Origin of the sequence: Streptomyces sp. ISL-43 (assembly GCF_018614195.1) — a bacterium.
Classification (GTDB): Bacteria; Actinomycetota; Actinomycetes; order Streptomycetales; family Streptomycetaceae; genus Streptomyces.
This window is the reverse complement of record NZ_JAGGOT010000069.1, coordinates 19,271-40,689: the sequence shown is the minus strand read 5'-3', so window position 1 is coordinate 40,689 and position 21,419 is coordinate 19,271. Positions and strand designations below refer to the sequence as shown.

The 21,419-nt window shown below is 69.0% G+C and carries 21 protein-coding genes and 1 pseudogene; 8 read left to right on the top strand and 14 right to left on the bottom strand.

The window, feature by feature from the left end:
* On the bottom strand, positions 1-578 hold a 578-nt coding region (locus J7F03_RS33595), incomplete at its 3' end, for a transposase domain-containing protein (RefSeq protein ID WP_214956243.1).
* Positions 579-783: 205 nt separating this feature from the next.
* Here J7F03_RS33595 and J7F03_RS33590 point away from each other — a divergent pair.
* Both J7F03_RS33590 and J7F03_RS33585 read left to right on the top strand, forming a co-directional pair.
* Complete coding sequence (locus J7F03_RS33590) at positions 784-1,218, top strand: pyridoxal-dependent decarboxylase (protein WP_251072887.1); 435 nt, start codon at positions 784-786, stop codon at positions 1,216-1,218.
* 54 nt (positions 1,219-1,272) lie between these two features.
* Entirely contained in the window at positions 1,273-2,226 is a 954-nt protein-coding gene (locus J7F03_RS33585; protein ID WP_214956241.1) for a hypothetical protein, read from the top strand.
* 112 nt (positions 2,227-2,338) lie between these two features.
* On the opposite strand, the gene J7F03_RS33580 is transcribed toward J7F03_RS33585, so the two are convergent.
* The 3 genes from J7F03_RS33580 to J7F03_RS33570 are packed head-to-tail and all read right to left on the bottom strand — an operon-like array spanning position 2,339 to position 4,991.
* The gene (locus tag J7F03_RS33580) at positions 2,339-3,085 is read right to left on the bottom strand and encodes a glucose 1-dehydrogenase (protein WP_214956239.1); all 747 of its coding nucleotides are present in this window, start codon (positions 3,083-3,085) and stop codon (positions 2,339-2,341) included.
* The gene (locus tag J7F03_RS33575; protein WP_214956237.1) at positions 3,082-4,074 is read right to left on the bottom strand and encodes a S9 family peptidase; all 993 of its coding nucleotides are present in this window, start codon (positions 4,072-4,074) and stop codon (positions 3,082-3,084) included. The genes J7F03_RS33580 and J7F03_RS33575 overlap by 4 nt, the downstream gene beginning before the upstream one ends.
* A complete protein-coding gene (locus J7F03_RS33570; RefSeq protein WP_214956235.1) occupies positions 4,071-4,991 on the bottom strand; it encodes a zinc-binding dehydrogenase in 921 nt (306 codons plus the stop codon). The genes J7F03_RS33575 and J7F03_RS33570 overlap by 4 nt, the downstream gene beginning before the upstream one ends.
* Positions 4,992-5,080: 89 nt before the next feature.
* Between J7F03_RS33570 and J7F03_RS33565 the strand changes: the two genes are divergently transcribed.
* From J7F03_RS33565 to thpD, 5 genes are all read left to right on the top strand, one after another.
* Positions 5,081-6,025 carry a LysR family transcriptional regulator gene (locus tag J7F03_RS33565; RefSeq protein WP_214956233.1) on the top strand — a complete coding sequence of 315 codons (945 nt, stop codon included), beginning with the start codon at positions 5,081-5,083 and terminating at the stop codon, positions 6,023-6,025.
* Between the two features lie 756 nt (positions 6,026-6,781).
* A complete protein-coding gene (gene ectA, locus J7F03_RS33560) occupies positions 6,782-7,333 on the top strand; it encodes a diaminobutyrate acetyltransferase (protein WP_214956231.1) in 552 nt (183 codons plus the stop codon).
* 116 nt (positions 7,334-7,449) lie between these two features.
* Positions 7,450-8,718 (top strand): diaminobutyrate--2-oxoglutarate transaminase, encoded by a 1,269-nt coding sequence (gene ectB, locus J7F03_RS33555; protein ID WP_214956229.1) that lies wholly within the window; start codon positions 7,450-7,452, stop codon positions 8,716-8,718.
* A 31-nt stretch (positions 8,719-8,749) separates the two neighbouring features.
* Positions 8,750-9,154: an ectoine synthase gene (locus tag J7F03_RS33550; RefSeq protein WP_214956227.1), complete on the top strand. Its 405-nt coding sequence runs from the start codon at positions 8,750-8,752 to the stop codon at positions 9,152-9,154.
* A gap of 37 nt (positions 9,155-9,191) precedes the next feature.
* Positions 9,192-10,094, top strand: a complete 903-nt coding sequence (gene thpD / locus J7F03_RS33545; RefSeq protein ID WP_214956225.1) for an ectoine hydroxylase — start codon at positions 9,192-9,194, stop codon at positions 10,092-10,094.
* A 40-nt stretch (positions 10,095-10,134) separates the two neighbouring features.
* On the opposite strand, the pseudogene J7F03_RS33540 reads toward thpD, so the two are convergent.
* The 10 genes and pseudogenes from J7F03_RS33540 to J7F03_RS33495 form a co-directional block, all read right to left on the bottom strand.
* A pseudogene (locus J7F03_RS33540) lies at positions 10,135-10,299 on the bottom strand (pirin family protein); the annotation flags it as partial.
* A gap of 176 nt (positions 10,300-10,475) precedes the next feature.
* Positions 10,476-11,951, bottom strand: coding sequence for a non-reducing end alpha-L-arabinofuranosidase family hydrolase (locus J7F03_RS33535; protein ID WP_214956223.1), 1,476 nt, complete (start codon positions 11,949-11,951; stop codon positions 10,476-10,478).
* Positions 11,951-12,742, bottom strand: a complete 792-nt coding sequence (locus J7F03_RS33530; RefSeq protein WP_214956221.1) for a cupin domain-containing protein — start codon at positions 12,740-12,742, stop codon at positions 11,951-11,953. The genes J7F03_RS33535 and J7F03_RS33530 overlap by 1 nt, the downstream gene beginning before the upstream one ends.
* The gene (locus tag J7F03_RS33525) at positions 12,694-13,554 is read right to left on the bottom strand and encodes a PmoA family protein (RefSeq protein ID WP_214956219.1); all 861 of its coding nucleotides are present in this window, start codon (positions 13,552-13,554) and stop codon (positions 12,694-12,696) included. The genes J7F03_RS33530 and J7F03_RS33525 overlap by 49 nt, the downstream gene beginning before the upstream one ends.
* Positions 13,551-14,597, bottom strand: a complete 1,047-nt coding sequence (locus tag J7F03_RS33520; protein WP_214956217.1) for a Gfo/Idh/MocA family protein — start codon at positions 14,595-14,597, stop codon at positions 13,551-13,553. The genes J7F03_RS33525 and J7F03_RS33520 overlap by 4 nt, the downstream gene beginning before the upstream one ends.
* Positions 14,594-15,634 carry an endo-1,4-beta-xylanase gene (locus J7F03_RS33515; protein WP_214956215.1) on the bottom strand — a complete coding sequence of 347 codons (1,041 nt, stop codon included), beginning with the start codon at positions 15,632-15,634 and terminating at the stop codon, positions 14,594-14,596. Before J7F03_RS33515 ends, J7F03_RS33520 begins: the two co-directional genes overlap by 4 nt.
* A gap of 29 nt (positions 15,635-15,663) precedes the next feature.
* Positions 15,664-16,983, bottom strand: coding sequence for a glycoside hydrolase (locus J7F03_RS33510; RefSeq protein ID WP_308380065.1), 1,320 nt, complete (start codon positions 16,981-16,983; stop codon positions 15,664-15,666).
* A gap of 90 nt (positions 16,984-17,073) precedes the next feature.
* Positions 17,074-17,904, bottom strand: coding sequence for a carbohydrate ABC transporter permease (locus tag J7F03_RS33505; protein ID WP_214956209.1), 831 nt, complete (start codon positions 17,902-17,904; stop codon positions 17,074-17,076).
* The gene (locus tag J7F03_RS33500) at positions 17,901-18,890 is read right to left on the bottom strand and encodes a carbohydrate ABC transporter permease (protein ID WP_214956207.1); all 990 of its coding nucleotides are present in this window, start codon (positions 18,888-18,890) and stop codon (positions 17,901-17,903) included. The genes J7F03_RS33505 and J7F03_RS33500 overlap by 4 nt, the downstream gene beginning before the upstream one ends.
* Complete coding sequence (locus J7F03_RS33495) at positions 18,883-20,196, bottom strand: extracellular solute-binding protein (RefSeq protein WP_214956253.1); 1,314 nt, start codon at positions 20,194-20,196, stop codon at positions 18,883-18,885. The genes J7F03_RS33500 and J7F03_RS33495 overlap by 8 nt, the downstream gene beginning before the upstream one ends.
* Positions 20,197-20,405: 209 nt before the next feature.
* On the opposite strand from J7F03_RS33495, the gene J7F03_RS33490 reads away from it, so the two are divergent.
* A complete protein-coding gene (locus J7F03_RS33490; protein WP_214956205.1) occupies positions 20,406-21,419 on the top strand; it encodes a LacI family DNA-binding transcriptional regulator in 1,014 nt (337 codons plus the stop codon).

Genomic DNA, 21,419 nt, shown 5'->3' with positions numbered 1-21,419 from the left:
GCCAGGCGGCGGCCCAGGATCGACTCACCCGGTTTCCCGGGGCCGAACACCGCGTCGATCACCGCCCGTGTCCCGCAGGCCACCAGAGCGACCAGCAGGACCTGCGGGTACCCCGAGGCGGCGGTGTACTGGTTGGACGCCTTGCCCAGCTTCGCACGGACCTCCTGGTCGTCAGCGACGTCCAGATGTGTCCCGTCGACCGCGACGACCAGCAGCCCCGCCCACCGGGCCCCGGCCGTGCGGACCGCCGAGGCCGGTCCGCGCAACAGGTCGAACAGGGCCCGCATCGGACGCACCCCGAGCCGGCAGCGTGCCTGCCACAGTGCCGTGGCGGTCACCCGCGGCACCGGCAGCCAGGACAAGGCGCCCGTCAGCTTGAGCCATACCGCGGGGTATCCGCACTCCTCGAACAGTCCCGCCGCAAGCAGGACATAGACCACGACCCGAGCGGGGAGCTTGCGTATCCGTTCCTGGACGGACCCACACTCGACGAGCACCGCATCGACCAACTCGAACGGCACGATCTGGGTCAGCTCACCCAGATGCCCCGGCGCGAACACCCCTGCGGCTACCGACATTTCACGGCTGATGACACACTGATCCGACAGCGGAGCCTCCGGTGACGTGAACGGCTGTCTTGGTCGACTGCCAGTTCTACCGGGGCTCCGCTTCCTACGTCTCGACGACCACCGAACTCCCCACCCAACCCCCTTGACTACGCCGATCAGCCCTTAACTTCACGGCCTTGGCCTAAAGGCCGGGATTCCCTGCGAAGATCAAAGGATGGACGCGCGCGAGGCAGCGCTCCGACAGGCACACGACCATGCCGTCCGCTGGCTGGCGAGCCTGAACGACCGCCGGGTTCCCGCCCGCGCTTCGGTCGACGAGATCGTGCGCGTGCTCGGCCACGAACTGCCCGCCGCTCCGAGCACTCCCGCCGATGTCGTCGACCTGCTCGCCACGGCCTGCGAGCCGGGGCTCACCGCGTTTCCCAGTGGCCGCTTCTACGGGTTCGTGGTCGGTGGCACCGAACCGGCCGCGCTCGCCACGGACTGGCTGGTCAGCGCCTGGGACCAGAACTGCGTCATGCGCGCCGCCTCGCCCGCGTACGCGGCGGTGGAGGAGGTCGCCGAGGCGTGGTTGCTGGATCTGCTCGGCCTGCCGGGCAACAGCGCCGTCGGCTGCACCACAGGTGCCACGATGGTACAGGTTCCGTAGTGCCAGCATGACCTCACTCCAGCCCGCGGAATGAACGAATGAATACGAGGTCGGATGGCAGCCCGTCACGAGGTCGGTCGATACGTCTACTGGTCAGATCGAGCAGTCCAACAAGTTGCCGAGGAGAACGGCATCGAGCTCACGGGACGACGAACCTGGACCCTCGGCCTTTCGCTCATTGGCCTCCAAGGAGGCATCGGGCCCCAACAGCGCGTGACGCGGAACCGGCTGGGGGAGGCACGCCGCATCGAGCGTCACTTGGGGACCGCGGTCACGGAAAGCCTGGACCTGGAACCCGTGGCCTCCTACGTCAAAGGTGTCGGCAAGGTCGAGTTCGCGGAGTTCGCCGCATGGCACACCCGGGACGCCGCAGTCATGCACGTGCAGCTCCGAAATGCGCACGGCCGGCGGGTCGACCTCTGTCTCTTCGGAAGCAAGGACAACGTACGCGGCTTCGGTCCGAGCGACGGCTTTGCCGACGGCTGGACATCCTCGGCGGCACCGGCGATCGAGGAGCTGCTGCGCACCAGGGGAAGGCAGAACACCTCCCAATGGGACGACCCACAGTCCCGGTCGGTGGAGGCATTGAAGATCGCTTTGGACCAGGGATTCTCCAGCACCACCGACCACAGGGGCCACCCTGAGACCCGCGGCTTCACCATCGGCCACGGCGGCGACTGCGAGTTCGTCGCCGAGATCTACACCGACGTCGTACTCGATCCCACGCGGTGGCACCTCGAAGGCGAGTCGGCCGGCGCCGAACGCATCATGGTCGGAAGGCCGCTGTGGATCCGGACGATGACCCCTGACGCGGTCGTCCGCTACGCCGAGCTGCGCAACGGACCGGGCTGGGCTCGCCGGCGCCGGCTGCGGGCGTTGCGCTCGCTGACGCGGCGGCCACAGGCCGAGATCACTCCGCCGGAGGTCTCAGCAGCAGCGCTTGAGACGACGGAGGCCGGCTCGCCCGACCCAGCTCGGCGGCGGAGGTTTTCCCAGGCCCAGGACTGATATCGCAGGGTCAGCGCGGGAGGTACCCGGTGGGCGCGCCTCTACTGTCGCCTCCACTGCCCGTCCACCTCCTGGGAGAGGCTGACCGGCTGCGGGTGTGCGCGACCGATCCTCAGGCGGGTACGGCGCCGATCAGGCCGCCGTCGATGACGAGGTCTTGGCCGTTGACGTAGGACGCGTCGGACGAGGCGAGGAATGCCACGGCCGATGCGATCTCCTCCGGGCGTCCGAAGCGGCCTGCGACGATTCCGTCGGTCAGCGCCTTCGCCTCCGTTGTGCTCAGTGCGGCGGAGGGGTACATCGGGGTGTCGATGTATCCGGGGCTGATGGAGTTGACGCGGATGCCGCGTGGGGCGAGTGCGGCGGCGAGGGTACGGGCCAGGTTGTGCGCGGCGGCTTTGGTCGCGGAGTACAGGGTGAGGACGCTGTTGCCCCGGTGCAGGGTCCAGGAGGCGTTGACGACGACGGAGCCTCCGTCGGCCAGGAGCGGCAGTGCCTTTTGGACGGTGAAGAACACCCCTTTGAAGTTGACGTCGACGCCGTGGTCGAAGTCCTTCTCGGTGATGTTCTCGAACGGCAGGAACGTGCCGGTGCCCGCGTTCGCGAAGAGGCTGTCGAGACGGCCGTGACGGTCGCGGACCGTCTCCATCAGCGCGTCCACCGCGTCGAGGTCGGTGGTGTCGGCGACGACTCCCGAGGCATGGGGGCCGAGTTCCTGGACGGCGGCGTCCACCCGTGCGCGGGTGCGGCCGGTGACGATGACGTGGGCGCCTTCGGTGATGAGGCGGTGTGCGGTCGCCAGGCCCATGCCGCTGGTTCCGCCGGTGACGAGGACGGTCTTGTCGGTGAAGCGGTTCATGCCTGTGCTCCCGTCAGGGTGTGCGTGATGTGGTCGGTGAGGTGGGGGAGCCAGTCGGGCCGTGCGTTGCCCAGGAGGTGATCGCCGTGTGGGACGGACAGGTAGGTGCCGTGCGGTGCCAGGCGGGCGAGTGGCTCGCCGTTCGTCACGCCGGGAATGACGTCCTGGCCTCCGTCCACGACCAGCAGCGGGGCCGCGATGCGCGGCGCCAGGGCGGCGAGGTCCACGTGGTGGGCGAACTCGCGGGCGGCGTCGGCCCCTCCGGTGCGTTGGGCCATGATGTCCCTCACCGGCGGGGGCAGTTCCTCCCAGTCGAGGCGGAAGGGGCCGCTGACGGTGGCGACCGCCGCCACCCGCGGCTCCAGCGCCGCGGTCCGGGCCGCGAAATAGCCGCCCAGGCTGAGGCCGACGAGCCCGATGCGTGCGATATCGAGGGCGTCGATGACCCGGCCCACGACCTGCTCGTAGTCCGGCCTGAAGGTCGTCGTGGCCGCGAGCACCCCCTGCCCTGGGCCGTCCATCGCGAACACCGCAAGCCCCCTGGCCAGCAGCGCGGACACCAGATCGAGGAACTCCTCCTTGGCCGAGTCCAGTCCGGGGACGACGACCACGGAGCCGGGGGCGTCGGCGGGGCCGCGCAGCCAGCCGGTGAACCCCTCGCCGCTCACGTGCCGCGCATCGGGTTCCAGCGCGGTGAGTGCTCGGCTCAGGGCGTGATCCGCCAGGACGGCGGCGCGGTGTGCCTCCGCGTACGGCGCGAGCGTGGCCACGTGGAACCACCGGGCCGCCATCAGCAGGTGCTCGCCCGCCGAGGCGGAGGATGCCGCCTTCTCCGCGCGCTGGAGGTAGGCGTCTCCGGTGTTCAGAAAGGCCGGCCCCCAGTCGGCGACGGAGGTGAGGCGGTCTGTGACGCGCCGGTATTCGTGGGGGTCGAGGCCCGCGCCGGTGGCCCGGGTCCATTGGGCGGCGGCGAACTCGGCGATGCTCATCGTGTTCCTCTCGTCAGCAGGACGGCCTTGCCGCGGATGCGGCGCTCTCGAAGGTCGACCAAAGTGTCGGCGGTCTCTGTCCAGTCCGTGATCCGGCCGATCTCCGGGTGCAGCCGCTCCTGTTGCACGAGGCCCACCAGCGCCGTGAGATCGGAACCGTACGGGGCGCCGGCGTAGTGGAAGTGCCGGATCGTGACGCGCTCGGGCCCGCCGAGGAGTTGGAAGAAGTCGAGGGTCACCGGGGTGCGGCTCGCCTGGCCGAACCAGACGAGCGTTCCACCCGGGCGAACCTTCGAGAGGGCGAGTGGAAGATCCGTCCCGCCCGTGGACTCCAGCACGACGTCGAACGGCCCTTGAGCCGCGGCGACCTCGTGCACCACCTGTGCACCCAGCTCCGCGAGCCGCTCACCGCGCGCCGCCGTGGCCGTCACCGCGCTCAGCTCGGCTCCGGCCCCGACGGCCAGCTCGGTGACGTAGTGGCCGACCCCGCCCGAGGCTCCGGTCAGCAGCACCCGCCGGCCGGCCACGGAACCGGCCGAACGCAGCAGGCGCAGGGCGGTGATCCCGGCCAGCGGCAGGGCCGCCGCCCGTACGCTGTCGATGCTGTCCGGGAGCACCGCGAGGGAGTGCGTGGGCACGGCCGCGTACTCGGCCCAGCCGCCCCACGCCGGATGCCCGACCACGCGGGTGCCGATACCAGGACCCGAGCCGTCCGCTGCGGCCTGCACGACGAGCCCCGCGATGTCCTTGCCGGGCAGAAACCCCGGCCGGGGGTTTTCGAGGAGGAACGTCTCGCCCCGGTTCGGTGCGAACGCCTCGACCTTGACCAATGCCTCACCGGGCTCCGGGACGGGCTGGGGGACCTCGGCGAAAGCGACCGGACGCGCCGCTTCCCCCGTGGGAATCAGTCTTTGCATGCCGACAATGCAACCCCTGCGGCCACCCCGTGATCCAACAACGAACAAGCAAGACCGACAACTTTCAGTTGTCACCTATGGTGAGAGCCATGGATCTCGACGTGGCGCAGGTACGTGCCTTCGTGCGCGCCGCCGAGGAACTGCACTTCGGCCGGGCGGCGGGGATGCTCGCCATCTCCCAGCAGGGGCTGTCCAAGCGGATCGCGCGGCTGGAATCCCTGCTCGGCATTGAGCTGTTCCAGCGCGATGGCAACGGGGTGCGCCTCACTGAGGCCGGGCTGCGTTTTCTCCCACCGGCCCGGCAGACCGTGGCCGCCGCCGACGCCGCGGTCGCAGCGGCGGTCGGGAAGGACCGTCCGCTGCGCGTAGACGTCTGGGGGCACCTCTACGCGCCGATGCGGACACTGGCCCAGGTCGCGGGCCGGAGCGGGGAGCTGGTGCTGGGGCACGGGCGCGATCTCCCGTCGGTGACGGATGCACTGCTGCACGGCGAGATCGACGCGGCCTTCGGCCGGGTCCACCCGCCTCTCCACACCGGACTGGTACACCGCCTCGTCCGCCTCGAACCGGTGGACGCCGTACTGAGCGCGGACCATCCGCTCGCAGCCGAGGCGGAACTGCGGCCCGACCAGCTGCGCGGCAGCCTGCTGTGGGCACCCGGTGCGCTGGAGCGGCTCGACTTCCTCCACCAGTTCGCCGACCGATTCGACATCCAGGACAGGGCCGCGAGCGTCAACCTGGGCCTTACCCACTTCTTTGCCGACGTGGCACAGGACCCGCGACGCTTCTCGCTGCTGCCCGCCGACGTGCCGCTGCCGGAGGTCCCCGGGCTGCGTTCCGTTCCCCTGGTCAACCCCACACCGCTGTACGCCTGGTCGCTGCTGTGGCGCAGAGGCAACGGACACCCGGGACTGGACGGACTCACCGCCGCCTGCGCGGGAGAAGCTCGGCAAAGGCGCTGGTTGGAGTACGACCCGGCGCGCGACTGGCTGCCCGAACCGCCAGCGAACGCACCTCGGGGCAAGCAGCCTTGAGGAGTACTGCCCCAAGCTGCCGCCCGAGACGCGGGCAACGACAGAAGCCGCGTCTCGGTACTTCTGTACGCCCCGTCGGGCAGCAGACGGATTCGAGGGGCCCTGCCCAGGGTGGGGGCCGGGCATCAACGGCTTCGGTCAACTGCGTCCGGGCGCAACGACCCTCGGCAGCCGCCGGATGAGCATCTTCGACCACAAGGTCGTCGATGGCCCCGTCCCAGACCATGGAACGCAACGGCACCCCGAAAGTTCGCTGACCTTGCATCCCGGAAACGACCAGCCGAAGAGAGCCCGGCACTTCGGCGGAGAACGTTCCTAACGGAGGTAGCGACGGGAGCTCCTGGCCGCTGCCGGCGGCAGAGGAGGCCGATCCTGGCGGATCGGGGTGCAGGGCGCGCAGGTGGGTCCGCGGCCGCCTTCGGCGCTCCCTCCGAATCACCTGAGGCCTACACCCCGCGAAATCGTCGCGCCAGTCGGGCGCCCTGCCGCCTATAACCGCGCAGCCGTGAACGAAACCCCCGACCGTCCGACGAAGACATCACATTCAAGTGGAAAAATGAGACAGAGCAAAGACGTTACCTGCTCGTTACGAAATCGAGGGTGGGGTGGAAATATCAGCATTCTTCATAGCCTTACGGGCACATTACTAGCGCTTCACGGTCCCGGGAAGGCGTCGGCAAGTATCACGAGCCATGCCAGTTCCGTAACCCCTTAGGGCCATGCAATTTGCTCCAGCCCTGGGTAACTTCGGCCCGCATGACTGCTCATGCGGAACTGACCCGTTACAGGAAGACCCTGCCGTCCACTCCGACCACCTCGACGACGCACATCGACCGCCCCCGCCCAGGTGACGGCCCCCTGCTGTGGCGCCTCGCTCGCGACTCCAGGACGCTGGACCTCAACTCGGCCTACAGCTATCTCCTCTGGTGCCGTGACTTCGCCGGCACGTCTGCGGTGGCCCGCGACCCGTCCGGGCGTGCCATCGGATTCGTCAACGGATACCTGCGGCCCGACAGCCCCGGAACCCTGCTCGTCTGGCAGATCGCCGTCGACGAATCCGTCCGCGGCCTGGGAATCGCCGGGTCCCTGCTCGACGGCCTCTCCGCCCGTGTGGCGGCAGAACACGGATTGAGCTCCCTGGAGACCACCATCTCTCCCGGAAACCTCGCGTCGGAGCGACTGTTCGCCTCGTACGCCGCGCGGCACAACGCCACGCTCACGCGCGAAGTGGTTTTCACCGCAGAGGAGTTCCCGGACGGCGGGCACGCCCCGGAGGTCCTGCACCGCATCGGGCCGCTCCACTTCTGATCGCGGTTCCGCCCGGCAGCCCGCCGGCCGCGAGCCGCGAGCCGCGCCGGCAGCCGTCCGGGCTACCACCCCGAACACCCCGTACAGAACACCCCCACGTTCATCGGAGAGTTGCCTTGACCATGACCGAGCCGGTCCTGTCCGTCTTCGAGACCGTGGAGTCCGAGGTGCGAAGCTACTGCCGCGCCTGGCCCGTCGTCTTCGAGCGCGCCACGGGAAGCCGGCTGTACGACGAACACGGCCGCGGCTACCTGGACTTCTTCGCGGGCGCCGGGTCCCTGAACTACGGCCACAACAACCCCGTCCTGAAGCGGGCCCTTCTCGACTACCTGGAGCGGGACGGCATCACGCACGCGCTCGACATGTCGACGACCGCCAAGAGGGCCTTCCTCGAGACCTTCCGATCCCACGTCCTCGAACCCCGCGCACTGCCCTACAAGGTGATGTTCCCGGGGCCCACCGGGACCAACGCCGTCGAAGCGGCGCTCAAGCTGGCGCGGAAGGCCAAGGGCCGCGAGTCGGTCGTCTCCTTCACCAACGCCTTCCACGGCATGTCGCTCGGCTCGCTCGCCGTCACGGGCAACGCCTTCAAACGGGCCGGCGCCGGCGTCCCCCTGGTCCACGGCACCCCGATGCCCTTCGACAACTACCTCGGCGGCAGGACTCCCGACTTCCTCTGGTTCGAGCGCCTGCTGGAGGACCAGGGCTCCGGCCTCAACCATCCGGCGGCGGTCATCGTCGAGACGATCCAGGGCGAGGGCGGGATCAACGTGGCCCGCGCGGAATGGCTCCGCGCCCTCGCGGACCTGTGCCGCCGCCGCGACATGCTGCTGATCGTCGACGACATCCAGATGGGCTGCGGCCGGACCGGCGACTTCTTCTCCTTCGAGGAGGCGGGCATCACGCCCGACATCGTCACGCTGTCCAAGTCCATCAGCGGCTACGGACTCCCCATGTCCCTGTGCCTGTTCAAACCCGAACTGGACCTGTGGGAGCCGGGCGAGCACAACGGCACCTTCCGCGGCAACAACCCGGCCTTCGTCACGGCGACCGCGGCCCTGGAGACGTACTGGGGCGACAGCGTCCTGCGCGAGCGGACCCTCGTCCAGGGCGGCCGCATCGAGAGCGCGCTGCGCGAGCTGTGCGGCGAACACGCCCGGCTGGGCGCGACGTACCGGGGCCGCGGACTGGTCTGGGGCGTCGAGTTCACCCACAAGGAGCGCGCCGCGGAGGTGTGCCGGAGGGCCTTCGAGCACGGCCTCCTCGTCGAGACCTCGGGCCCCGAGGGCCAGGTCGTGAAGCTGCTCCCGCCGCTCACCGTCACCGGCGACGAACTCGACGAGGGCCTTGTCATCCTCGCCCGCTCCGTCCGCGAAGCCGCCTGACCAGCACCCCCACACCACGAAGGGCACCACCGTGATCGTCCGCTCGTTCCGGGACATCGAGGGAACCGACCGCCACGTCAGGGCGGCATCCGGCACCTGGGAAAGCAAGCGCATCGTCCTGGCCAAGGAACGCGTCGGCTTCTCCCTCCACGAGACCGTCCTGTACGCCGGCACCGAGACGTCCATGTGGTACGCGAACCACGTGGAGGCCGTGGTCTGCACGGCGGGGGAGGCCGAACTCACGGACGAGGAGACGGGGCGGACCTACACGATCACGCCGGGAACCATGTACCTCCTCGACGACCACGAGCGGCACACCCTGCGCGTGAAGCACGACTTCCGCTGCCTGTGCGTCTTCAACCCGCCCGTGACCGGCCGGGAGGACCACGACGAGAACGGCGTGTACCCGCTGCTCACCGAACCCGACCACAGCTGACGTACGGAACGCACAGAGAGGAGAGGCAGGCAACACCATGACCCACGCATCCACCCGCACTGTGAACGACCTGTATCCGACCCGGGGCTCCGAGGAGGTGTTCACCGGCCGCACGGACCCCGTCGTGTGGTCCGAGCCCGGCACGCCGGGCCCTTTCTGGGCCCACGAGCTGGAGAGCTTCGAGCGCGACGGCTACCTGTCCGTCGACGAACTCATCGCGCCCGACGAGGTGGGCGCCTACCGGGCCGAGCTGGACCGGCTGCTCCGTGACCCCTCGACGCTGGCCGACGAGCGGTCCATCGTGGATCCGAAGTCCCGGAAAGTACGCTCCGTCTTCGAGGTCCACCGGATCAGCGAGGTGTTCGCGGCCCTCGCCGCCGATCCGCGCGTCGTGGGACGCGCGCGACAGATCCTGGGCTCCGAGGTGTACGTGCACCAGTCCCGGATCAACGTCAAGCCCGGTTTCGGCGCCAGCGGCTTCTACTGGCACTCCGACTTCGAGACCTGGCATGCCGAGGACGGCCTGCCGCACATGCGCACCGTGTCGGTGTCCATTGCCCTGACGGCAAACCACACCACCAACGGCGGCCTGATGATCATGCCCGGTTCCCACCGGAGCTTCCTGGGCTGTGCCGGTGCGACGCCGAAGGACAACTACAAGAAGTCCCTCCAGATGCAGGATGCGGGCACCCCGTCGGACGAGGCGCTGACCAAGTTCGCCTCGGCCTGCGGCATCAAGCTCTTCACCGGCACGGCGGGCTCGGCCACCTGGTTCGACTGCAACGCGATGCACGGCTCGGGTGACAACATCACGCCCTACCCGCGCAGCAACGTGTTCCTCGTCTTCAACAGCGTCGAGAACCGCCCGTCGAAGCCCTTCGCCGCCCCGGTGCGCCGCCCCGGATACATCGCCTCGCAGGACTTCACCCCCGTGCGCTGACGCGTCCGGCCGACCTCATCCGATCCGCCGTAACCCTTGTTCAGCGCACCCGACCTCGCGGTTTCAGGGGAACCGGCGGGAGGGCCGGGGCGGGGATCGGGGGGCCGTCGTAGCCCTTCACCTCTCCGTAGCGGGTGCCCTCCATCCAGTCCTGGCGGGCCGCCACGATCTCCTCGTCAGTGCGGCCGATCCAGTTCCAGAACAAGGCACTCGCCCGAGGTATGGGCACGTATGACAAGGACTGCGATCACCCTGCATCCCGTTGGACAAGGTGCCCGCACTTCTACAAGGTCCGCTACAGGGGGCCCGGCGGCAATCAGGTCGAGGAGTCGGGTTTCCTGGACCGAGACGCTGCCATCGACCGACTGACGTGTCACGCCTTTAGCGCCGCAGTGTCAGCAGACCCGGCCGGTAGGGCCATTGGCCGTACTCACCGCCGGAGTTGGGGTCGCGTCCCTGGTAGAGGAACTGCAGGTTGCAGGGATCGACGGTGAAGGTCTGATCGGCGGTGGTGCGGATCAGTTCGCCGTGGCTGATGTCGTTGGTCCAGGTGGCGCCGCTGTTGGCCTTGCCGGCGAAGGAGTTGCTCTCGGACGCGGCCTGGGGTGTCCAAGAGCCGTTCAGACTGGTGGCCGTGAACGAGCGGAAGTAGCGGCCCTGCGAGCCGTCCGCCTCGACGATCATGAGGTAGCGGTCCTGGCCCTGGAGCTTGTAGACCTGGGGGGCTTCGAACAGGTTCTTCGTCGTGTCGCTCATGACCACGGTCGAGGTCGAGCCGAAACTGCCCGGGAAGTTCCCGATCGGCATACTGGCGCGGTAGATCTTGCCGTTGTCACCGGCGAAGAACAGGTACATGTTCGTGCCGTCACCGATGAGCGTCTGGTCGATGGGTCCTGTTCCGGAGTCGGCGATGCTTCCGGAGAAGAGCACCTGCTGTGATGACCAGCCATTGGGGTTGGCGGGGTCGCTCGACGTCCGGTAGGAGAAGGCGCTTCCACCCCCCCACTGGTAGGCGAGCACCCAGATGTTCTTCGGCGCGAAGTAGAAGAGCGTGGGCGCGACGACGGAGTTCGACATCGTGTTCTGGCTGGCCGAGGCCATCTCCGACCAGTTGCCGAACAGGCCGAAGTTCATCGAACCCCAGCCCGTTCCCGGTCCCGCGCCGTGCGTCGTCGCATAGACGAGATGCTTGCCGTTGTAGGGGGCGACGGTGAAGTCCTTGAGCGACGCCCACCCGGACTTGGGCTGCGCCAGCGCGCCCGTCGAGGTCCAGCGGTAGGTCGACGGAAGAACGCACGCGCCGGGGTTGCCGGCACCGACCTTGACGAACTGCCACTGCTGGTTGGTGCCGCCCCAGTCTTCGTACTGGACGATGTTCGCGTTGTCGGCGGTGGAGCCGCCTTGCACTTCGAGGGCCTTGTCGCTGTGGCGCGCGATGAGCCTCACGTAGCCGTCCGAGCTGTCGGCCAGCCGCCACTGCTGGTTGGTGGCGTTCAGGTCGGCCCACTGGACGATCGAGCCGCCGTTGGCGGTGGATCCGTTGTGGACGTCCAGCACCTTGCCGGAGTGGCGGGACTTGATGCGGTAGTTACCGCCGCCGGAGTCGACGAACTGCCACTGCTGCTGGTTCTGATCGTTCCGGGTCCACTGGGTGATGCGGGCGCCGTCGCCGGTCGCCAGGTTGTAGACGTCCAGGGCCTTGCCGCTGTTGCGGTTGACCAGCACGTAGTAGGCGTTGGGGTCGACGGTCGCCGCGCTGGCGGGCTGGACGCTGAGGAAGGTGGCCAGGAGCAGCAAGGGCGCGAGGACGGCGAGCAGCCGTCTCACGTGCACCGGGGACGGATGGCGAAACCACATCAGGAGAGCTCCTTTGAGGGGTGGGGGTGAGGTGACCCCGACGGACCGCGCGGCGGCCGCGTTGTTGGGGGGTCGGGGACGGGATAGGTGTGAAGGCGGCCGCACATGCCGAAGCTCTGGCGCTCCGGGCGCTCCAGGCGTGACACTTCGCCGTGGCCGAGGTGGGCGAGGTCTGCGGCCTTCAGCCGTTCCAGCTGACGGCCGGTCGTGAGGGCCGCGGCCAGGGGGCCGTCACGCCAGCGGGTCCACCAGGCATCCAGCAGCTCGCTTTTCAAGCGGTGGGCCGCGATGTGGAACTGCGGCAGCCCGCCTTCGCGCAAGGCCAGGAAACCCTCGACCGCCAGGTCGCGGCGGCGGCGCGCTGCCGCGGAATGGTCGCCGGTCAAGGTGGCCGCTGCCTGGTAGGCGCCCGGATCGGCCAGCACCGGAGGGGGGAAGGTGAAGACGGCGTCGCCCGCCTCGGGGAGTCCGCCGTTCTGCATGAGCACCACGAGGCGCAGGCCGCCGTCGTTGACGAGGCGGTGGATCGTGCCGGGGGTGAACCAGACGACGTCGCCGGGGTGCAGCGGGGTGTCGGCGAAGCCGGAGGTGGTGAGCGTCTGGACGCTGCCCGCGCCGCCGGTGACTACGTAGGCTTCGGAGCAGACGAGGTGCATGTGGGGGGTGCCGCCGCACAGCCCGTCGGCGGCCTCCCAGTCGTACACGGTCAGCCCGGAGATCCCCACGCCGCCGGGGAACGGGGTCACCACGGGTGTTCCGCGATGTGGCGGGACAGGCGCCCGGGGGTCCATGCGCCGTCGGCCACGACGATCCGGTAGCGGCGCGACAGGGTCTCGCCCGGGGCCAGCGGCAGTTCCTCGTCGAACGCCAGGGACGGGTTGACGGCGGGGAAGGGCTCGCTGCGGACGAACCAGTCGCAGGGGGCGTCCGGATCGTCCAGGAACAGGAGCGTGGAGGAGCGGTCGACCTCGTCGTGCGTGCCGATGAAGGCCAGCCAGTCGCCCTGCTCACCCATCGCGGGGCCGATCACGTCGCCGCCGGTGAAATCGCGCGGGCCGCGCCAGAACAGGCCGGAGTACCCGGCGAGCTTTCTGCCCTGTGTGCCGGGGCTGCCGAACAGCAGACCGGTGCCCCGGACGTTGGTCAGTGCGGTGGCGACGTCCAGGGTCCAGGAGTCGGCCTCGACGGCGTGTGCGGTCAGCGTGCGGCGCTCGTCGATCCAGTGCTCCCCCGCCATCGTGTACCAGGCCAGGTCCTCGGTGATCACGGCGCGGCCGTGGCCCGTTTCGGCGGACACGGCGAGGCTGCGCATGGTGCCGAGGTTCGGCAGGTCCACGTAGCCCTGGCCGCGCAGGTAGGTGCCGCCGCCCCAGAAGTTCTGCCCCGACACCCACGACGCCGTGATCTGGACGCCCTTGTGCCAGCGGTGGTCGTGCGGCCGGTACCCGGTGACCACGTCGCCGGCGAGCGTGCGCACCGGATGCAGGTAGGGCTTCGGCGCCTCGAAGGGGTCCATGACCGGCCGGTGCACGTACCGGAAGAGGTCGACGCCGCGAGCTCGGACGGTCAGCGAGTCCTCGTCCTCCAGGAGTTCGAAGGTCATCGGAACACCTCCGGGCGGCCTCCGTTGAGCGAGCCGTAGAACGGGTCGGCCGCGTCGATCTCTCCGCGCCGGACCGGCAGCCCGGTGATCGCGGCCTTGTACAGGGCGGTGACCAGTTCCATGGTGGATCTGCCGAGGTCGGGCCGGATGCCCGCTTCGTAGCCGTCCAGGAAGGCCGCGAGCTGGGCGGTGTGCGAGCTGGGCAGGTCGTCCGGCGGCTCCCACTTCACGCTGGTCGATCCGGTGGTGAACGTCCAGTCCGCGTTGGAGTAGCCGTACAGATGCCGCAGTTCGACCGTGGCGTCGGTGAGGTCGAACCGCAGGTAGCTCTCCTCGCGCGGGGAAAGGACGCTGTTGACGACCGTCGCGATGGCTCCGTTCTCGAACCGGACCAGGGCCGCGGACACATCCTCGGTCTGGACGTCGCGTTCGAGGCGGCCGGCCATCGCGCGTACCTCGGCCCATTCGCCGAGCACCGCGAGCATCAGGTCCATCTGGTGGATGCCGTGCCCTAGCGTCGGGCCACCGCCCTCGCTCTCCCAGGTGCCGCGCCAGGGCATGTCGTAGTAGGCGTCGTCGCGGTACCAGGCCGTGACGCACTGCGCGACCAGGGGACGGCCCAGCGTCCCGGCGGCGATCCGGTCGCGCAGGTACCGGGCCCCCGAGCCGTACCGGTGCTGGAACACCGCGCCCGCGACGGCGGGCCCCTCGGCGGCGCGGATCCGGTCGAGCTCGGCCAGCGACAGCGCCACCGGCTTCTCGCACCACACCCACGCCTGCGACTCCAGACAGGCCACGGCCTGGTCGGCGTGCAGGAACGGAGGCGTGCACAGGTGCACGAGGTCCGGACTCTGCTCCTGGAGCATCGTGTGCAGGTCGGTGTAGACCGCGGGAATGCCGTGTTCGGCCGCGAACTCCTCGGCGCGCGCGGCGTCCACGTCGACGGCCGCCACGATCACGGCCCGGTGCGCCTGCGCCCGGAGGGCGGGTACGTGGCAGATGCCCGCGATCCCGCCCGTTCCGACGATCGCCGTCCTGATCATCCGCCCAGCACCTTCCTGATCGAGTGATAGGCGGGCTTGGGCATCAGGTTCTCGTCGTAGGGCAGGGCCGCACCCTCACCGGGGAAGACGGAGGGGATCCACGAGTACTTGTCCGTGTAGTCCCAGATGGTGATGCCTACGCATTTCCGGACCGCGAGGCAGGCCTTGACGTAGTCGGCGTACCAGGTGGCCTGCGTGGCGAGCTTCTCGGGGGTCGCGGGGAGGTTCATCCTGATGTCGAGCTCGGTGATCGCGACCTCGACCCCGAGGTCGGCGAAACGCTCCATGTTCTGCTGGACGTCGGCGGGGAAGCCGTACTGGAGCGCCAGATGGCCCTGGATGCCGAAGCCCTCCACCGGGACGCCGTCGGCCTTCAACTGCTTGATCAGGGTGTAATAGGCGTCGCTCTTGGGGCCGATCCAGTCGACGTTGTAGTCGTTGAGGTACAGCTTGGCGTGCCGGTCGGCCTCGTGGGCCCAGCGCAGGGCGTCGGCGATGTAGCCGGGGCCGAGCGTCTTGTAGAAGAGCGTCTCGCGGTAGGTGCCGTCTTCGTTGAAGGCCTCGTTGACGACGTCCCAGTGGATCACCTGGCCCTTGAAGTGCCGGACCACCGTCTGTATGTGGTGCTTGAGGATGGCGCGCAGCTCGTCGGCGGTCCAGGTGCCCTCGGTGAGCCAGGCGGGGAGCTGGTTGTGCCAGATGAGGGTGTGGCCGCGGACCTTCTGGTGGTGGGCCTGGGCGAACGCGACGACCTCGTCGGCGGCGGCGAAGTCGAAGACGCCGCGTTCGGGCTCGGTGGCGTACCACTTCATGGCGTTGCCGGGGGTGGTCTGCCCGAATTCGCTGCCGAGGAGCTTCAGATAGGCGGCGTCGGTGAACTCGGGGTTGTCGGTGGCGGAGCCGAAGTACTTGTGGTGCTTCTTGGCCAGTTCGCCGAGCGTCCGGGGACGGGGCTCGGCGGCTGCGGGCGCGGCGGCGAGGCCGGCCGACAGGCAGACGGCGACGGACAGAGCGGTGAGAATCCGGGACATGGACATGACGGACTACTCCTCCAGTGATGGGCGGTTCAGTCGAGGACGATCGTGGTCAGCGCGCGTGGGGCGAGCGTCGCCCTGAGGGTCGTGCCGTGCGTGGAGACGATGTCGGCCGGGGTGATCGAGCGGGTCTCGTCGGTGACGTAGGCGTCGGGGCGGCGGTCGTGCCCGCCGCGGAGTGAGAACTCGGTGGAGCTTTCGGTGGTCGCGGTGTTGAGGATCTCGATCACGCGGCTGCCGTCGGTGTTGCGGAAGGCCGTGATCCGCAGTGCCGGGTCGGCGTTCGTGACCGGCACGCGGACGGCGCCGGGGCGGATGAACCGGCTGAAGGCGGCCAGCGCCCAGTACCGCTTGGACACGCGGTAGTCGTCACCGGGGTTGGCGAGCTGGATGAGCCCTCGGGTCGCGCCGAGGGACGCGCCGGTCCAGTAGACGTAGGCATTGGCGTTGCCGACGGTCAGGGTGTTCTGGATGTCGGCCGCGACGGTGAGACCGTCGTAGCCGCTGCCGTCGTCCCAGTTCTCGTTCCAGGTGGCGCCGTCCGGCGACCATTCCGACATCCACACGTGCTTGTCGGTCGGCTGCGCCACCTCGGTCGGACCGCTGTAGCGGTGGCCCGTGATGGTCCGCACGGCCTTGCCGGCCGCGGGGTCCGCCTCGATGGCCTCGGTGTAGGCAACCTGCCGGTCCCAGCCCGCGGCGTCGCAGCAGACCACCCCGGTCTTCAGCCCGGACGCGCGGACGGTCGGCCCGAGCACCTTGAGGAAGTCGACGGCCTGCTGCGGGGTGAACCGCATCGAGGCGTAGGTCGCCGTCCAGTCGGGTTCGTTGGTGAACCCGAGGTCGGTGATCCCGATGCCCTCCTGCCGGTAGAACTTCGCGTACTGGACGAGGTAGTTCGCATAGGCCTGACGCCATTCGGGCCGCAGCTCGCCGCCGTCGTTCTCGCTTCCGTTGGTCTTCATGAAGGCCGGGGCGCTCCAGGCGTCGGCGAAGAACCGTTTGACGCCGTACTCCTTGGCCTCCTTGGCGAGCCAGACCTGACCGCCGTCCCAGCCGTCCCAGACGTACTTCGGCGTGGCCTGCGGCCCGCCGGGATCGGCCGGCAGGATCGTCGGCATGTGGTCGTAGACCCTCTCGGTCGACGACCCGATGCCCAGACGCAGGATCGAAAGGCCCGCGCCCTTGTCCTTACTGAGCAGCAGGTCGAGCACCTCGCGCTGCTTGGCCGGGCTGAGGCCGCGTGCGCCGTGCAGCAGGTCGGCCCGCTGGAAGGCCATCGAGAAGCCGAATCCGTCTATGGGCTGGAGCTCGGCGCGGAAGTCGATGACGGGTCGCGCGGGGGCGGCCACGGCCTGTGTTGTTAGCGCTAACAATATTGCGGTCAATGCGACCAGGCGTTTCACGGCGTCTCCTCGGGGGTGGAGGTCAGGCGGGACGGGTCAGCCCTTGGTGGCGCCCGCGGTGAGTCCGCCGATCAGCTGCCGCTCGGCGACGGCGTAGAAGGCGAGGGCGGGGACCATGGCGAGCACGATGTAGGCGAGGACGAGCGCGTAGTCGGTCGAGTACTGGCCCTGGAACTGCTGGACGCCGACCGGGATCGTCTGCCATCGGGGGTCGTTGAACACCAGCAGCGGCAGGAAGAAGTTGTTCCAGCTCGCGACGATCGCGAGCACCGAGACCGTGCCGAGCGCCGGACGCGCCATCGGCAGCAGGATCTTCCAGAAGAAGCGGAACTTGCCGCAGCCGTCCATGACGGCCGCCTCCTCGACCTCTGCCGGGATGGTCCGGAAGAAGCCGCGCAGAATGATGATCGTCATGGGGAGCCCGAAGGCCGCCTGCGGGAGGATCACTCCGAGCGGGTTGTCGAGCAGGTCGAAGTTGCGCAGCAGCAGGAACAGCGGCAGGACGGCCACCGCGAACGGGAACATCAGCCCGATCGTGAACAGCGTGTAGAACAGCTCCCTGCCCCGGAAGGCGTAGCGGGCCAGGACGAACGCCGCCATCGCAGCGACCGCCACCGTGCAGCATGCCGTGCCGATCGCGATTCCCGCACTGTTGGCGATCTGCCGCCAGAACATTCCGTCGCTGAGGATGCCGGTGTAATTGCCGGTCTTCCAGTGCTCCGGCAGCCCGAACGGGTTGGTCGTCAGCTCGCCGGTGCTCTTGAACCCGGAGATCACCGCGTAGACCAGCGGCACGACGACGAACGCGCCGATCAGCCAGACCACGGCGTGCAGCGACAGGCCGCGTGCCGTTCTGCGGGCGTTCATCGGCCACCTCCCGAGGTGACGGCCCCGCTCAGGTCACGGCGCAGTACGTAACGCTGGTAGAAGAGGGAGAAGACCAGACTGATCATGAACAGCACCACGCTGATCGCACTGGCGTAGCCGACCTGGTAGCGCTTGAACCCGAACTGGAACATCGAGATCGCCATCGTCTCGGAGGAGTGGTTGGGCCCGCCCGCGGTCATGACCCAGACGAGGTCGAAGAGCTGGATGGCACCGATGACCGAAAGGAAGACGCTGATCCGGATCGTCGGGCCGAGCAACGGCAGCGTCACGTGCCGGAAGCGCTGCCAGGCGCCGGCGCCGTCGATGGAGGCGGCCTCGAGGATCTCGCCCGGGATGCTTTGCAGCCCGGCGAGGAAGAGCATCATGTGGAACCCGAAGTACTTCCAGGTCATGACCACGAACAGGGTCGGCATGACCGTCGAGGGATCGGCGAGCCACTTGCCCTGCAGCCCCTCCAGGCCGAGGGCGCCCGCGAGATGGTCGGCCATGCCGCCACCGGGAAGGAAGATCATCGTGAAGAGGACCGCCGTGACCACTTCGGACAGGATGTACGGCGCGAAGAACAGCATCCGGTAGACGGCCCGGCCGCGCAGCCTCTGGTTGAGCAGGACGGCGGTGAACAGCGCGAACGGCAACTGCACCGTGATCGACAGCGTGATCAGGTACAGCCCGCGCTCCAGATCGCCGAGGAAGACCTGATCCCCGAAGAGGGTGGCGTAGTTCTCGAAGCCGACGAAGTCCTCCAGGGGGCCGACCCCGCCCCACTTGAAGAAGCCGGTGTAGACGGCGACCGCGATCGGGGCGAGGACGAAGACGAGGAAGAGGACCAGAGCCGGGACGAGGAACCAGGCGACCGACGCCCAGCTTCCCAACCGGCGCAGGAGCGGCCGTGCCGGGGCGGGCGGGCGCACCGGTCCGGTGTCCTGCGTCCGCTCCTTGGTCAGGGTGGACACGGAGCTAGGCACCCTTCGCAGCCTCGGTTATCGACTTGGTGACCTGCTCGGGCGTCTTCTTGCCCGCGATGAGGTCGGCGACGCTGTCGTTGACCTCCTGGCCGACCGCCGGCGGGTAGGCCTGGTCGAGGAAGAGCTGGAAGCCCGTCGCCTTGACCAGGCTGTCGGCCACCACCTTCCTGTTGGGGTCGGCGAGCTGGCTCTCCGCGCCCTTGACCACCGGGAGGTAGCCGTTGGAGGCCAGCAGCTTGGACTGGTTCTCCAGAACGAAGAACTTCAGGAAGTCCAGCGCCTCCTTCGGGGCGCCCTTGCGCAGCGCGAAGCCGCCGCCGCCTCCGAACACCTCGGTGACCTGGCCGACGCCGCCGTCGACCGTAGGGAAGGGGAAGAAGCCGAGGTCCGCTCCCAGGTCGGCGCCCGCGTCCTTCTGCACCGACGGCCCCCACTGCCCCATCAGCTCCATGGCGGCCTTGCCGTTGCCCATGGTCGCGGCCTGGCCGCCGGGGGTGGCGTAGCCGGCGCCGAGGAAGGCCGTCTGGAACGGCTGGAGGTCGACCAGCTCCTTGAGGTGGGCGCCTGCCTGGACGAAGCCCGCGCCGGTGAAGTCCTTGGTGGTCGCGGCCTGCTGCAGCGCGGGGAGGCCCGCGACGCGCATCGCGAGGTAGGCCCAGTAGTAGTGGCCGGGCCATTTCTCCTTGCCCGCGAGGGCGATCGGAGTGATGCCCGCCGCCTTGAGCTTCCTGACGTCTTCCAGGAGCTCGGCCCAGGTGGCCGGCGGAGCGGTGATCCCGGCCTTGGCGAAGAGCTTCTTGTTGTACCAGAAGCCGACCATGCCGACGTCGTAGGGCACCCCGTAGGTCCGGCCCTCGAACTGGTAGGCCTGCAGCGAGACCGGGGTGAGGTCGGACGACCAGCCGAACGCGTCGGTGAGGTCCTCCACCAGCCCCGCGTCGACCTGCTGCTGCAGCACGCCGCCGCCCCAGGTCTGGAAGACGTCGGGGAGCTTGCCCGAAGAGGTGGTGGCGGTCAGCTTGGACTTGAACGCCTCGTTCTCCAACGAGGTCGTCTTGATCGTGATGTCCGGGTGGGCGGCCGTGAACGCCGAGGAGATCTGCGGGAAGAGGGACTTGCCCGGTTCCGTCGTGGCGATGTTCCACCACGCGAAGGTCACCTTGCCGCCGGCCGCCGGCTTGCCGCCCGAGTCGTCACCGCCGCAGGCCGCGGTCAGCGAGACGGACAGAGCGGTCAGACCCGAGAGCGCCAGGAAGCTTCGTCGGCTCGGGGGGGGTGCTGGCCATGGGACCTCCGGGTTAGGAATGCCGGTTCAGGCGCGAAAACTTTTCGAAACAACCTCGAATTCGGTGCTGCCATAAACTAGGAAGGTGGGGCCCCTCGGTCAAGACCTGTCACCGATTTATCCGCCACAGCAGCACTCTTTGAGCTTGACAAGCAGGTCGCGCCGACCGGAAACTCTTCGAAAGTTTGCGATACATGTCGCCAGCCCATGGTCTGCGCAGAGGAGAGAAGTTGAGCGAGCAGCGTCCGACCCTGGCCGTCATCGCCGCGGAGGCAGGCGTCTCGCAGGCCACCGTGTCCAAGGTGATCAACGGCCGCTCCGACGTCGCACCCTCGACGCGCGAACGCATCGAGAGCCTGCTGCGATCTCACAACTACCTCCACCCCGGCCGGCAGGGCAGGGCCCGCAGGTCGGGCCTGGTCGACCTGATCATCGGCGGTCTGGACAGCGCGTGGGCGGTGGAGATACTGCGCGGCGTCGAGGCCGAGTGCGCCCAGCGGAGCGTCGGCACCGTCGTGTCCCTCCTCCCACCGGGCGAGGCCACGCCGTCGAGCTGGGCCGCACTGCCGGTCCTGCACCACAGCGACGGCGTCATCCTCGTCACCGCCTCGGTCACCCAGGCCCAGCGCGCCCAGGTCGAACAGGCCGGGGTGGCGCTGGTCGTCATCGACCCGATCGACCTGCCGGGCAACGGTGTGCCGAGCATCGGCGCGACCAACTGGGCGGGCGGCCTCGCCGCCACGGAGCACCTGCTGGAGCTGGGGCACCGCCGGATCGCCGCGATCGGCGGGCGCAAGGAGATGCTCTGCAGCCAGGCCCGCATCGACGGGTACCGGGCCGCGCTGGAGCGGGCCGGGATCGAGGTCGACCGCGACCTGATCCGGTTCGGCGACTTCCGGCACGAGGGCGGGTTTCAGCGCGCCAGGGAACTGCTCGCCCTCCCCGAGCCGCCGACCGCCGTCTTCGCCGGCAGCGACCAGCAGGCGATGGGCGTCTACGAAGCCGCCCGGCAGGGCGGGCTGAGCATCCCGCAGGACCTCAGCGTGGTCGGCTTCGACGACCTGCCGATGTGCGAATGGCTGTCACCGCCGCTGACGACGGTGCGTCAGCCGCTGGAGGAGATGGGCCGGCTCGCCGCACGCACGCTCTTCCAGCTCCTGGACGGCCAAAACCTGGTCAGTCCCCGGATGGAGCTCTCGACCGAGCTCAAGGTCCGGCTCTCCACCGCCCCGCCCCGTCTCTAG

Excerpts from the sequence above, each read along its gene's own strand:
- J7F03_RS33590 (WP_251072887.1), top strand. The coding sequence starts at position 784 with ATGGACGCGCGCGAGGCAGCGCTCCGACAGGCACACGACCATGCCGTC.
- J7F03_RS33585 (WP_214956241.1), top strand. The coding sequence starts at position 1,273 with ATGGCAGCCCGTCACGAGGTCGGTCGATACGTCTACTGGTCAGATCGA.
- J7F03_RS33580 (WP_214956239.1), bottom strand. The coding sequence starts at position 3,085 with ATGAACCGCTTCACCGACAAGACCGTCCTCGTCACCGGCGGAACCAGC.
- J7F03_RS33575 (WP_214956237.1), bottom strand. The coding sequence starts at position 4,074 with ATGAGCATCGCCGAGTTCGCCGCCGCCCAATGGACCCGGGCCACCGGC.
- J7F03_RS33570 (WP_214956235.1), bottom strand. The coding sequence starts at position 4,991 with ATGCAAAGACTGATTCCCACGGGGGAAGCGGCGCGTCCGGTCGCTTTC.
- J7F03_RS33565 (WP_214956233.1), top strand. The coding sequence starts at position 5,081 with ATGGATCTCGACGTGGCGCAGGTACGTGCCTTCGTGCGCGCCGCCGAG.
- ectA (WP_214956231.1), top strand. The coding sequence starts at position 6,782 with ATGACTGCTCATGCGGAACTGACCCGTTACAGGAAGACCCTGCCGTCC.
- thpD (WP_214956225.1), top strand. The coding sequence starts at position 9,192 with ATGACCCACGCATCCACCCGCACTGTGAACGACCTGTATCCGACCCGG.
- J7F03_RS33535 (WP_214956223.1), bottom strand. The coding sequence starts at position 11,951 with ATGTGGTTTCGCCATCCGTCCCCGGTGCACGTGAGACGGCTGCTCGCC.
- J7F03_RS33530 (WP_214956221.1), bottom strand. The coding sequence starts at position 12,742 with ATGGACCCCCGGGCGCCTGTCCCGCCACATCGCGGAACACCCGTGGTG.
- J7F03_RS33525 (WP_214956219.1), bottom strand. The coding sequence starts at position 13,554 with ATGACCTTCGAACTCCTGGAGGACGAGGACTCGCTGACCGTCCGAGCT.
- J7F03_RS33520 (WP_214956217.1), bottom strand. The coding sequence starts at position 14,597 with ATGATCAGGACGGCGATCGTCGGAACGGGCGGGATCGCGGGCATCTGC.
- J7F03_RS33515 (WP_214956215.1), bottom strand. The coding sequence starts at position 15,634 with ATGTCCATGTCCCGGATTCTCACCGCTCTGTCCGTCGCCGTCTGCCTG.
- J7F03_RS33505 (WP_214956209.1), bottom strand. The coding sequence starts at position 17,904 with ATGAACGCCCGCAGAACGGCACGCGGCCTGTCGCTGCACGCCGTGGTC.